The organism is Bacteroidota bacterium, from assembly GCA_016718825.1.
Lineage (GTDB): Bacteria > Bacteroidota > Bacteroidia > J057 > JADKCL01 > JADKCL01.
The window spans coordinates 66,226-78,437 of the sequence record JADKCL010000009.1; the positions used below are offsets into that span (position 1 = coordinate 66,226).

The 12,212-nt window shown below is 51.5% G+C and carries 7 protein-coding genes; 4 read left to right on the plus strand and 3 right to left on the minus strand.

Features of this window, described 5'->3' with window-relative positions:
• Positions 1–12: 12 nt before the first annotated feature.
• Entirely contained in the window at positions 13–1,113 is a 1,101-nt protein-coding gene (locus tag IPN95_12350) for a T9SS type A sorting domain-containing protein (GenBank protein ID MBK9450174.1), read from the plus strand.
• Positions 1,114–1,215: 102 nt separating this feature from the next.
• Here the strand turns inward: IPN95_12350 and IPN95_12355 are convergent, their stop codons facing one another.
• The gene (locus IPN95_12355; protein ID MBK9450175.1) at positions 1,216–2,469 is read right to left on the minus strand and encodes an aminotransferase class V-fold PLP-dependent enzyme; all 1,254 of its coding nucleotides are present in this window, start codon (positions 2,467–2,469) and stop codon (positions 1,216–1,218) included.
• Between the two features lie 652 nt (positions 2,470–3,121).
• Positions 3,122–5,647 carry a hypothetical protein gene (locus IPN95_12360; protein ID MBK9450176.1) on the minus strand — a complete coding sequence of 842 codons (2,526 nt, stop codon included), beginning with the start codon at positions 5,645–5,647 and terminating at the stop codon, positions 3,122–3,124.
• A gap of 209 nt (positions 5,648–5,856) precedes the next feature.
• Between IPN95_12360 and IPN95_12365 the strand changes: the two genes are divergently transcribed.
• From IPN95_12365 to IPN95_12375, 3 genes are all read left to right on the plus strand, one after another.
• Positions 5,857–7,065, plus strand: coding sequence for an acetyl-CoA C-acetyltransferase (locus IPN95_12365; GenBank protein ID MBK9450177.1), 1,209 nt, complete (start codon positions 5,857–5,859; stop codon positions 7,063–7,065).
• Positions 7,066–7,269: 204 nt separating this feature from the next.
• On the plus strand, positions 7,270–9,390 hold the full coding sequence (locus IPN95_12370; protein MBK9450178.1) for an enoyl-CoA hydratase/isomerase family protein: 2,121 nt from the start codon (positions 7,270–7,272) through the stop codon (positions 9,388–9,390).
• 15 nt (positions 9,391–9,405) lie between these two features.
• A complete protein-coding gene (locus IPN95_12375) occupies positions 9,406–10,557 on the plus strand; it encodes an acyl-CoA dehydrogenase family protein (protein ID MBK9450179.1) in 1,152 nt (383 codons plus the stop codon).
• Positions 10,558–10,781: 224 nt separating this feature from the next.
• On the opposite strand, the gene IPN95_12380 is transcribed toward IPN95_12375, so the two are convergent.
• Complete coding sequence (locus IPN95_12380; GenBank protein ID MBK9450180.1) at positions 10,782–11,993, minus strand: CoA transferase; 1,212 nt, start codon at positions 11,991–11,993, stop codon at positions 10,782–10,784.
• Positions 11,994–12,212: the final 219 nt, after the last annotated feature.

Consider the following 12,212-nt stretch of genomic DNA (forward strand, 5'->3'; position numbering starts at 1 on the left):
AAAGAAACAGTTATGGAAAATCCGAGCACCTTCAAAATCGCCGAACCCTGCCACGAGAACTGGAATCAAATGACCCCTGAATCACAGGGCAGGTTTTGTGCTTCCTGTCAGCGTTGCGTGATTGACTTCAGCAACAAATCTACCGCTGAAATGAAGTCCATCTACGACCGCGAAGGCGGGGATGTCTGTGGACGCGTGAAAGTCAGTCAATTGGCGGGTCCCCGTCCAGCAGTAAGGGTACGTTGGAGTCTGCGCGGTCATGGCTTAAAATCGGTTCAGTTGTTTGCATTGGCCTTGATGGCGGCTTTTACGATGTTGCTCCATACGCCCGCCAAGGCGCAAAAGGACATTGTCATGGGCAAAATCGCCTACGTTCCACCTGCAATCGGAAGGCTTGAGGGCAAGGTCACCTGGGATGGCGGGCAGCCCGTGGTCGGCGTGACGGTGCAGCTTCAACGCAATGGCGTTTTGGTGGCCTCAACTGTTACGGATGCACGTGGACGGTATGTTTTTGCCCAAGCCCGCCAAGGAGAATTTACCGTTTCTGCCAATGGAGGCCATGGAATCGCGGCCTTTCAAACTGTAGAGGTCAAAGAACACAAAACCCAAGAAGTGAATTTGATCCTGATGGACGAAATCATCATGGGTGGTCTCAGATACGAAGAAAGCAAGGAGCTCAAACCGATACAGGTGATCCCCAAAAAGGAGTTTCCTCAGCCAGAAGAATTGATACAACCGCTGGAGTTGATTCAGCCCGACGAAACCATTGCCCCATTGATCCCCAAGGAAATCGTCGAAATTGCACCATTACATCCTGAGATGGAGCAGACGACGACCAATTCCTCTGCGCCGATGACCGTTGGCAGCTTTGAAGTCAGCGTTTTTCCGAATCCGACAAGAGATGTTGTTACAATGTTGGTAACGAAAGGAGGAGGGGAGGATCTCACGGCAACATTGGTGGATCTCGATGGCCGACTGCTCAAAAGGATCCATTTGAATGACGCCACCCAACAAACGATGCGAATGGATTTGTCTGCGTTGCCGGCAGGAATCTACCTGCTTCAGTTACAATCCGGTGAGCACCAATCTTCCCAGCGAATTTTGAAGTTGTAATTTTTCAGTAGTTGGAGCGATTGCGATGGCTTCGCAAAAGATTCAAAGTCAAGTCCGAATGTTTTTTCATACCGATCATGGAGGCAACTGCGCCTCCATTTTTTACGCCTTCATCCAACGGTCAATCGCTGCTACGAAATTATCTAAATCGTTGTGATTGTTGAAGATATGCGTAGAAATGCGAATCGAATTCAGGCCAGATTCAGGAACGAGACGTACGCGGAAATTCTTCGGAATTTCAGAACCTTCAAAGTCTTTCATGGTCTTGCCCCTGAGTCGGAAGCCGATCATTCCCCCGCGTGACTGAGCCTCCGTCGGCGTGAGCATTTCCACATAATCGTATTCCAATAGTTTGGATTGAAGGTAGTTACCCAGTGAAAGGACACGGTCGCGTACCTTTTCAAATCCGATTCCATCCATAAACTCGATGGCGGCCTTCATTCCTGCCTGTGTGGTGGCATTTTGCGTTCCGTAATCAAACCTGTGGGCGGTAGGCACAAGGGGACCTATGGTTTGGGCACTGGTAGAAAGTTCCCATCCGGTATCGGAATAGGCGCCTACCATCCTTGCCTGTACGCTTTCCAGCATACTTTCCCGGAGGTAAAGCATGCCGGTGCCTGCCGGTGAACAGAGCCATTTATGTCCACAGGCTGCATAGAAATCGCAGCCAATCGCTTGCATATCAGGGAAGAGCATTCCTGGCCCATGTGCACCGTCAAAGAAACTCAAAATGCCCTTGGACCGCGCCAAATCAGCAATTTCTTTGGCAGGCAAAACGTTGCCGTCGGTGCAGGTAATATGTGGTAAGGCGAAAACTCTGGTTTTGCGGGTGATCAGGTCGTTGAGTCGGTTCAAGGTTTCATTGGCGGTTTTTCCAGGTTGCAAAACGCGAATCCTGGCACCAACAGCCTTTGCCCGATGCAGCCACGGCAAGGCATTGCCGACATGTTCCTGATCTGTCAAGACCAATTCATCGCCCTTGCGCAGTTTCAAGCCTGCGGCGATGATGTTGATGCCTTCCGTTGTGTTGTGGGTAAGAGAAATTTCAGATGCCTTGGCATTCAGCATTTTGGCCACGGCATTTCTGACCTCGTCGTCAAGCGCATAGTTTCCCCGGCTCAGGGTTTCGAGGCGCTCCGTCACCGCAACCATGACCGCTTTGGGCATCAACCCAAGCGTACCGGTGTTGAGATAAACCTGTTTTCCTAAGAAAAATTCATTCCGGACACTGTCCCAAACATCGTCGTCATTATTCCCGAACGACTTTTTGGAGATGGAAGGATTCAGCGGGACGTCACCCGACGAGAATAGCGCTTTGCCGAAGCCCAAGGCTGTCAAAGCTGTTCCTGCAGCCAATTGCTGCAAAAATTTTTTTCTGTTTGAAGTTGTGCTCAAGCGCTTCTGGAATAAAAATCTGAAGTTATAAGGAGCGTTCAAGGATCAAGTTACCAAAGAAAACCAAGAATCCAAGCGGTCAAACGCAAAGTAAAGGGGGCAAAATTTGCGCAATCAGCTTGTCTTACTAAGAATCTTACCCGTTCTAAAGCGATTGATAATCACAGCGCCTTCGATGATGGAGCCATCATGTCCTACCAGTCAAGAATTTGCAGATATTTTTCCGAAAAGCCTTGGACAAATCCCAACTTGACGAGAGCAATGGAAGCGGCCTTTTCCGGCTGAATATTCGCTTCCAGGTTGCCAAGCCGAAAGGCAAGACGCAAGGCCTCCGTCATGAAGCCCCGACCTGAAAAACTTTGGTGAGCCCAATAACTCAAGAAAGCGGCCCCAAAATCAGTTGGCTGAGATGCACCATTCCTACAATCTCAAAAGTCTGGATTTCAGTAGAAATTGGGCTAGTTTTTCCAGCAATACCAAATGAGCTTTGTCAACGGTGTCATGCAATTCCACCTGCGTGGCAGCAAGAAGGCCTCCGATCCTGGTGCGAATTGTTGCGGGAACGAAAAGTGCTTTGGAGGAAAATCGACGATACGTTCCGCGCCCATGGCGGTTATTTGCGGGCCTTCAAATAGGCCTTCGACAACGTCGCCAATTTGGAATTCCCTCTTGTATAGGTCAAAACCTTTGATTTGGGATCCGTTCCAGGCTCATTTGCCTTGTCACGCAAGCCCAATTCGGTGCCTAGCCTTACCATTAAATCCTTGATCAAGGATTTCGAAACTCCCATCTGAACCACTTTGTGCAACAATTCGACGGCATGGTCAAATTCCTTTTTTTCCGTGAGGTAAATGGCCCCGAAGCGTGTGAATTCAAGTCTGCCGCTCCCCAAGATATAGTCAAACAGGCTGGCATGCTCCAATCCGAATCGGTTGAGCAGGTTTTCACTTGCTGCCAAGCTGCCGGCCTTGTTGTAGGTCTCGATTGCAGTTTTGCTGTCGTTGCCATCGATTGCGGCTTGAGCAGTGAGCAAATATTGCTGGTATTGGACGGCTGAGGCGATTTCAAGTTTCCCATCGGTTGCGCGGCGCGTGTCAATCCCACAGCTCGCTTGCTTGGAAACGACGGCAAGCCCTCTGTCATACGTGGCCGAAGCCTCGATGAATTTCTTGACCTTTTTCTGGGTTTCGGCTTCCTTCATCAAATTATCAAATTCAGCTTGGGCGTTGGCGCACTCTTGGCTGAAAATCGCGCCGCCAGCAGCTTCATTGGCCTTGATGACGTCTGCATCTGCCTGCAAGCGGTATTTCTCCGAATTGGCTTTAGCGGTCTGCGCCAAGGCCCTTGCCTCAGCCAATTTGTTGGCTTTGGCGGCCACTTGGCCCTTGGTATAGTCATCGAGAATCACCGGCTTTGCGGCTCCTTGCACTGCCACCCAAAGCGTCGGGTCCTTCACAACGGCAAATTCGGTCTCAATCAACACGGCCTCGTCGAGCAACGGCAAGGCCTCGCGGTGCTGATTTTGGGTGCTGAAGATTTTTGCCTTCATGATATTGTCCTTGTAAATCAGTCCTTTAGCACGTAGAAGTGCCGCGTTTGCAGCACTTGGTTCGGCAATGGCAGCCGTATGTGCAGCTTGGTAGGCAATCGCTTTGCGTGCTTCAGCCTCGGCATCCCGCGGTTTTCCTTGGTCAGCAAGCGCATTCGCATTGGTCAGGATTCTCTGGTAAATGCGTGTTTGGGCATCACTTTGAACCCTGACTGCGGGCAATGCATCCTTTATATAGGTCGAATTGGCTTTTTGGTAGGCGAGCGCTTCGCTTGCCTTGGTTTCCGATCCTTCAAGCTCATTCCTGGAAAGCAAAAGCCTCGCGGAATCCACCTTGGAAGTGAAGATGCCGATGTGTGCTTGGCTACTTAAGTCCTCCAACTGCGGGGTGCAGCCCAATTGCAAGTCAGTGCAAAGGCTACGGGCCTCGTTCAGGGATTGCAATCCGGATGTGTATTTCTTCTGCTTGATCGCATAGTCCGCGTTGCCAAGGAAGTTGAGATAGATCGTCTTCCCCAGCAAATTGGCTGAAGTTTTTGTCATGTCATCGGGCTGACAATCCCTGAAAATCGTCAGCAACCGGGATTTTGCGCCGGCAACATCGCCTTCGCTGTACCGCAAGCGTGCAAGTTCCAAGTGCGCAGGCGCATACGTTGGCTTCAAACGCACGGATTCCAAAAAGTCCTTGTTGGCATCAGCGGGTTTGTTTTGTTGCAAATAGGTCAACCCACGCTTGTGCAAACGTTCAGGGATTTCATTTTTGGTCGCGGCCAAACGGTTGTTGAGGTCCTGTGCCAAAGCGTTCACCTCTTGGTATTTGGGCAGAAAATTTGCCGGATCGCCCGTTGAAAGACCTAAAAGCGTAGGATAATTGGCGCTGCTGATGTCATTGAGACGCTTGATATACAGATTCAAAGTGTTTTGTTGTTCTTCGACATGTTCAAAATCATCCGGATTCACCTTCTTGAAATCCAGGCTGAGCGATTCCAATTTTGGGACAGCCGCGTAGTAGTCGTCGATAAGGATGGTGCGCTGATCGAATACCCCCTTGGATTCGCGGGCGTAAATGATTTGTTTGTCAGCGACTTTGACAGTTCCTTCTGTGAATTGCAAAGTGCTGTCGGTGTCACGGAAATTGGCAACCAAAACCGGATCTCCGACGAGCGCGACCTCGCCAAAAGGAAAACTCTCCTGTACGATACCAGCTTTATTGAGGCGCTGCAGGGTAAATTGGACCCCTGTCGGCTTAAGTTGCTCCGCCATCGAAAATCCTTTGTACATGATGTCTCCTGTGAGACGCGTGTTCCCCAAGGTCACATACACTTCATATTCCATAGGACCAACTTTGGTCAAACGCACATATTCGTCTTGTGCCACGATAAACTCGGTGCGGAATGGGGGTTTATTGGTGGATGTACTCAAGCGGTTGATAAAATGGTCGGTGATTGCCTGGGATGGGCCACCGCCGTTCAACTTCACCAAAAAGGCATCCGTGCGTGTGTTTTGGTAGAAAATCAGGCTTTGGGCAGCCAAGGTTTGGGCTGCAAAAACCAATAGGAAAAGAAAGGGAATGCGTAAAACAGACTTCATAACAAACAAGTTTAGCGGCAACTGGCAAATACCAAGCCAATTCTGCTGCAAGATACGGCGGAATGGAAAACGCGCCACCGATCATCGTAGCTTTCTTTGTCCAGCGATATCCAAGGCTTCGATTCCCCGAATTTCTTACAGCGAGTGCTCATTCTACGTTTCTCATTTCTGTTTTGTAGCTACTTTCGCTGTGTCAATTGAAAACAACAATGCACGAAGCATATATCTACGACGCCGTTCGCACCCCGCGTGGGCGGGGACGCAAGGACGGCGCTCTTTACGGCATCAAATCCGTGAGTTTGCTCAGTACCGTTTTGGAGGCTCTCCGCGAACGCAACCACCTCGATACCAGCTTGGTGGAGGACTTGATCATCGGCTGCGTGACACAGGTCGGCGAGCAAAGCGGGGACGTTGCAAAATCCGCCGCCATCAAAGCAGGTTATTCCGATGCTGTCGCAGGCGTCACGTTGAACCGCTTTTGTGGCTCCGGCCTCGAATCCATCAACCAAAGTGCGGCCTACATCATGTCGGGCCAAATGGACCTCCTCATCGCCGGCGGCGTGGAGTCGATGTCGCGCAACCCGATGGGAAGCGACGGATTCGGATTGCTTGGCGACCCCGAAATGACTTCGACCCACCGCATTGTGCCCCAAGGCATCTCGGCAGACCTCATCGCCACGCTTGATGGCAAAACACGGCGGGACGTGGATGCATTCGCTGCTGAATCCCACCGTCGGGCAGGCATCGCGCAAGCAGAAAACCGCTTTGCCAAGTCGTTGATTCCCGTTCGTGACGTTGCCGGCATCGTTGCCTTGGACCGCGACGAAACCGTCAGGCCTGAGACCAGCGTGGAAATCCTCGCCAACCTCAAACCCAGCTTCGCGATCATGGGCGAAAAAGGCGGTTATGATACCGTGGCGATTCAGCGTTATCCCGAGGTCGAAAGCATTGACCACGTGCATCATGGGGGCAATAGTTCGGGGATTGTCGACGGCGCGGCAGTGGTTCTGATTGGCAGCAAGGAAGCGGGCATCAAAATGGGCATCAAGCCGCGGGCAAGAATTCGTTCCTTCGGAATTGTCGGGACCGAACCCACAATCATGTTGATTGGTCCGGCGCCGGCTACACGAAAAGCTTTGCAAAAAGCAGGCATGAACATCGGCGACATTGACCTGTTTGAGGTCAACGAAGCCTTTGCGATCGTGCCGATGCACTTCATGCAAGACCTCGGCGTCGGGCATGACCGCGTCAATGTCAACGGCGGTGCTATCGCCATGGGCCACCCACTCGGCGCCACCGGCGCCATGCTCATCGGTACCGTCCTCGACGAACTCGAGCGCACCAACAAATCCACCGGCCTCGTCACCCTTTGCATCGGCGGTGGAATGGGAATCGCTACCATTATAGAAAGGATGTGATGGCACATTCAAATAAGTTGGCACTTGTGGAGAGTGGAGAGTTAAAAGTTGAGAGTTACGATACGCGATTCGTAACTCTCAACGCTCCACTTTCAACTCTCCACCCTACGTTTTCTATTTTGATATCGAAAACTAGTGGAATCCAACTCTCAACTCTCCACTTTCAACTCTCCACCTCGGTATTTACACTCAATTGATTCGTTAATGATCAACTTCAGTATTTCCCCCGACGGCATCGCCCAAATCGAATGGAATCTTCCCGGCGGCGCGAATATTTTGAATGCGGCCTCTGTCACGGCATTTTCCGAGGCACTGGAAAAAGCGCTAGCCAATGAATCCGTGAAGGGAATCATTGTGACTTCCGCCAAAGACAGTTTTATCGTCGGCGGAGATCTCAAAGCGCTGTATGCCTTGTCTTCAACTGAGGAGGTGCTGCAACTTGGTCGCGCGATTCACAAGGTTTTTCGCCGGATGGAATTGGGAGGAAAGCCTGTCGTGGCTGCGATCAACGGCATGACTTTGGGCGGCGGAATGGAACTTTGTTTGGCTTGCCATCACCGGATCGCCGTCAATTCGCCTGCTGTTCAACTCGGATTTCCTGAGGTGACCCTCGGCCTTTTTCCAGGGGCAGGTGGGACGCAACGTTTGCCGCGCTTGATTGGCCTGCAGCCCGCTGTGCAGCCGTTGCTGCTCGGCCGGAACATGGATGTCAAAGAGGCCAAGGCTTTGGGCATCGTCGGAACCTTGGTAAATTCGCAGGAAGAATTGATCCCCGCAGCGAAGGAATGGATTCTGAAAGGTGGCAAAGCGCTGCAACCTTGGGATGTCAAAGGCTTCAAAACCCCGGGTGCGGATCTGGCCTCGGTAGACGTGACCTTTTTCTATGCAGGTGCGGCGGGCATGGTGCGTCAGCAAGGTTTTGGCAATTATCCGGCTCCGAATGCCATTTTGAGTTGTCTCTACGAAGGCTTGCTGATGAACATCGACGAGGCCCTCGAATTGGAACTTCGTTACTTCGCCAAAGTCGCCCTTTCCAAGCAGGCCAAACACATGATTCGCACTTTGTGGTTTAGCATGAACAAGGCCAAGGCTGGAATTGCGAGACCTGGCGGCTTTGAATACAATCCGGTGAAAAAGCTCGGAATCCTCGGCGCCGGCATGATGGGCGCGGGAATTGCGTATGCGAGTGCCAAGGTGGGCATTTCTTCGGTACTGAAAGACACTTCGATGGAGTCCGCCGATAAAGGGAAGGACTATTCGCGGAAATTGTTGGCCGGGCTTGTGGAAAAGGGGCGATCGACGCCGGAGAAATCCGATAAAATACTTTCGAAAATCCATCCAACAGGCGATGCTTCTGACTTGAAAGACTGCGATTTGATCGTCGAAGCCGTGTTTGAGGACCGTGCACTCAAGGCGCGCGTGACACAGGAAGCTGAAGCGCAAATGGCGGTCGGCGGAGTTTTTGCTTCGAATACCTCCACACTTCCGATTACCGGATTGGCCGAGGCTTCGAAGGCTCCTGAAAATTTCATCGGCCTGCATTTCTTTTCCCCGGTGGACAAAATGCAGCTTGTGGAGGTCATCGTCGGCAAACAAACCGGTGACTACGCACTCGCCAAAAGCATCGATTATGTCTTGCAAATCAAGAAGGTGCCGATCGTGGTGAATGACAGCCGTGGATTTTTTACGAGCCGGATTTTCAAAATCTACGTCACCGAAGGTTTTGAATTGCTTGCCCAAGGCGTCAAACCTGCCCTCATCGAAAATGCGGCAAAAGCGGCAGGAATGCCCGTCGGACCCTTGGCCGTCGCCGACGAGGTCTCCATCGAATTGCTCTACAAAATCTTCAAGCAGACCGAAGCGGATGGCATTTCGCAAGAAGGCCCTGCCAAGGATGTGATTTTCAAGATGGTCGAAACGCTCGACCGCAAGGGCAAAAAAGAGGGAAAAGGCTTTTACGATTATCCTGAAGGTGGCAAAAAGACCCTCTGGAAAGGATTGTCGGAGATTTTTCCACCCGCGGCAGTTCAACCGGACGTCGAAGATGTCAAAAAACGTCTGCTTCACCTTCAAGCCTTGGAATCCATGCGATGCCTCGAGGAAGGCGTCTTGCGTTCTGTCGAAGATGCCGATATCGGTTCCATCCTGGGCTGGGGATTTCCGCCTTACACCGGCGGTGTCTTGAGCTACATTGATTTTGTTGGCGTGCCAGAGTTTGTGAGCGACTGCGAGGGCTTCGTCCACTCAGCCGGAAAGCGCTTTACACCAACGGAAAAGTTGAAACAATTGGCCCAAACGGGCGGTTCTGTATATCCAAAAGCATAAAAATCAGGTTTCGGTATGATCCCAAGGACGATTTACAACGAGGAGCATCTGATGTTCAAGCAGGCGCTCGAAGAATATGTCACCGCCCACATCGTGCCCAACAATCCGGCATGGGAAAAAGCGAAAATGATGCCCCGCGAGGCTTGGACCGGCGCAGGTGCGATGGGATTCCTCGCGATCAACGTTCCCGAGGAATATGGCGGCATGGGAATCAATGACTTCCGTTACAATGCCATCCTTGCCGAGGTGTATGGACAAGCCGGAATGGTCGGTCCTGCGATTGGTTTTCAGGTGCATTCGGATATCGTACTGCCTTATTTTTTGCATTACGGCTCCGAAGAAATCAAGCGCCGTTGGTTGCCTGGATTTGCATCGGGCGAAGTAATCGGGGCGATTTGTATGTCGGAGCCAGGTGCCGGCAGCGACCTGAAAGGTCTGCGCACCGTCGCGATCGACAAGGGGGATCATTACCGCATTACGGGTTCCAAAACCTTCATTTCCAACGGTTATACCTGCGATGTTGCCGTCGTTGCTGCCAAAACCAATCCCGAATTGGGCGCCAAAGGCATCAGTTTGTTTGTGGTCGACATGCACAGCAAGGGCGTGACGAAGAACAAACCCTTCGAAAAGGTCGGCATGCATGCCCAAGATACCTGCGAGATTTTCTTTGAGGACGTCGAAGTGCCCAAAGGCAACTTGCTCGGTCAAGAAAATCAAGGCTTTATCTACATGATGGAGCTCTTGCCGCAGGAACGGATTTCTGTCGGATTGCTCGGAATCGCTGCCGCCGAAGGCTGTCTTACGGAAACGATCAAGTACACCCGCGAGCGTCAGGCATTCGGTAAATCCATCTCTGAATTGCAAAACACGCGTTTCAAACTCGCCGAGCTCGCCACCGAAATCGACATGGGCCGCGTCTTCATGGATCGCCTTGTCGAATTGCACAACGAAGGCAAGCTTGATGCGAGCATGGCCTCGATGGCCAAGTATTCCATGACCGAATTGCAGGGCCGCGCTGCTGATATTTGTGTGCAGTTGCACGGTGGCAACGGCTATATGTGGGAATACTACGTCGCCCGCGCCTACGCCGATGCTCGCGCGCAACGCATTTACGCAGGTAGCAATGAAATCATGAAAGAGTTGATCGCCAGGAAGTTGTTTTCCTAAGAACCGGCCCCGAACTCGGGACACGGTGATCGACCACTCGTCGATGCCCGCTCAAAGGGAAGCGTAGAGGCGGAATTTGCAAACGGTGAAGTTCAGTCCAATAGGGTGGATAGGGGACTGATTTCGTGCTTCGCAACCTCCTAGATTCTGACTCGAGGAGGAAAGCCAGTTCTATGCCTTCCGTGCGATTTCAGTTCAAAATTCCGAATACTTAGGCCCTTGTTTCATCCGAACGAGATGATTCCCTTCTGCGCCAATTCCAGAATCCGATCCGCTTGATAGCCAAGCACAGAGGCCAAAACCTCCCGTGTATGCTCACCAAGGCGGGGCGCAGCCTCCGGAAGTTGCAGTGGTAAACTTCCTTCGCCAAAACCCATTGGGAATGAGGGGATTTCGAGTTGGCCAAGTTCAGGATCCTCCACCGTTTGCATCAGCCCCAGCGCTTTTACCTGAGGTTCAGCAATGGCGTCCTCCAAATCATTCACGGACGTGATGCAAGCATCGTGCTTTACGCCGAGTTCGAGCCATTCCGATCGGTCCTTTTCCAAAAACATGGCTTTGAGCCCGTTACCAAAGGCGGTGACATCACTTTGAATGGTGAGCAAATCTTCCCGGCCTAAAGCCGTCAGAAAACGTTTCAACAGCCATGCTTCCAACAATCCGAAGAAAATGACTTTTCCGTCCTTGCACCGATAGGAGCGGTAATCGGGGCGGCCGCCATTCATCCATGATTTTCCAGGCTGAGGAGCGGAAAAACCATTCGCGTTTTTGCTTGCAAGTTCGAGTAGGTTCAGAAAAAATCCTGAATGAAGCATGGATGCATCCATTTTTTGAATATCGCCAAGGCCCCGACCACGTCCGATCAAGGCTGCCAATGCCCCGAATGCCGCCATTTGTCCGGCAAACAAATCGGCCACGGGAGCCGAAAACACGGTGGGTAGCCCTTCCGAATCGGTCTGTGTATAGCTCAGATTTCCAGCGAGTGCCAAAATATTGTTGTCATGTCCTGCCAAATTTGCCATCGGGCCGACCTGCCCGTAGGCGGTGATGGGAATATAAATGAGCTTCTCCGAAACTTGCTCCGGCCGCATTCCCAGTGCTTTTTCAAGTGCACCAAGCCGTCCGCCGTCGATGACCACGTCTGCCTGCAACAGTAAATCCTTCAAAATGTTGGCACCTTCCGCTTGTCGCCATTGCACTGCTACACTTTTGAATCCGCCGTTGATCATTCGAAACATTGGTGAAATTGGTTGATTGTCAGCCATGTCTGTCGCGCCAACTTGCCTAAGGTAATCCCCTTTGTCTTGCTCCACCTTGATGACCTCTGCACCGAGCATCCCCAGCAAATAGGCTGCAATTGGGCCCGGCACATAATGCCCGATGAGCACCACCCGTATGCCTTTCAGCCAATCCACCTTCACATTTGAAGTATCCATCCCCCAAAATACCATCCTTTCTGAAGCCCCCCAACATAAATCCGCCCGTGAATCAAAGAATTGAGGATAAATTGAGTTTTCGTTTTGGCTTATTTCAAGTCTTTTTCTTTAATTAGAGTCGGTGAGGTAATGACCTGCAAATGGAGGATTGAACGGCGTGTTTTGACCCATGACAAGGATGAAATGCTAGTTCGGCCGAAAAAATGCAAGTCTAGCCGG

Bases quoted from the DNA above. Each gene is read 5' to 3' on its own strand.
- IPN95_12350 (MBK9450174.1), top strand. From the start codon at position 13: ATGGAAAATCCGAGCACCTTCAAAATCGCCGAACCCTGCCACGAGAAC.
- IPN95_12360 (MBK9450176.1), bottom strand. From the start codon at position 5,647: ATGAAGTCTGTTTTACGCATTCCCTTTCTTTTCCTATTGGTTTTTGCA.
- IPN95_12365 (MBK9450177.1), top strand. From the start codon at position 5,857: ATGCACGAAGCATATATCTACGACGCCGTTCGCACCCCGCGTGGGCGG.
- IPN95_12370 (MBK9450178.1), top strand. From the start codon at position 7,270: ATGATCAACTTCAGTATTTCCCCCGACGGCATCGCCCAAATCGAATGG.
- IPN95_12375 (MBK9450179.1), top strand. From the start codon at position 9,406: ATGATCCCAAGGACGATTTACAACGAGGAGCATCTGATGTTCAAGCAG.
- IPN95_12380 (MBK9450180.1), bottom strand. From the start codon at position 11,993: ATGGATACTTCAAATGTGAAGGTGGATTGGCTGAAAGGCATACGGGTG.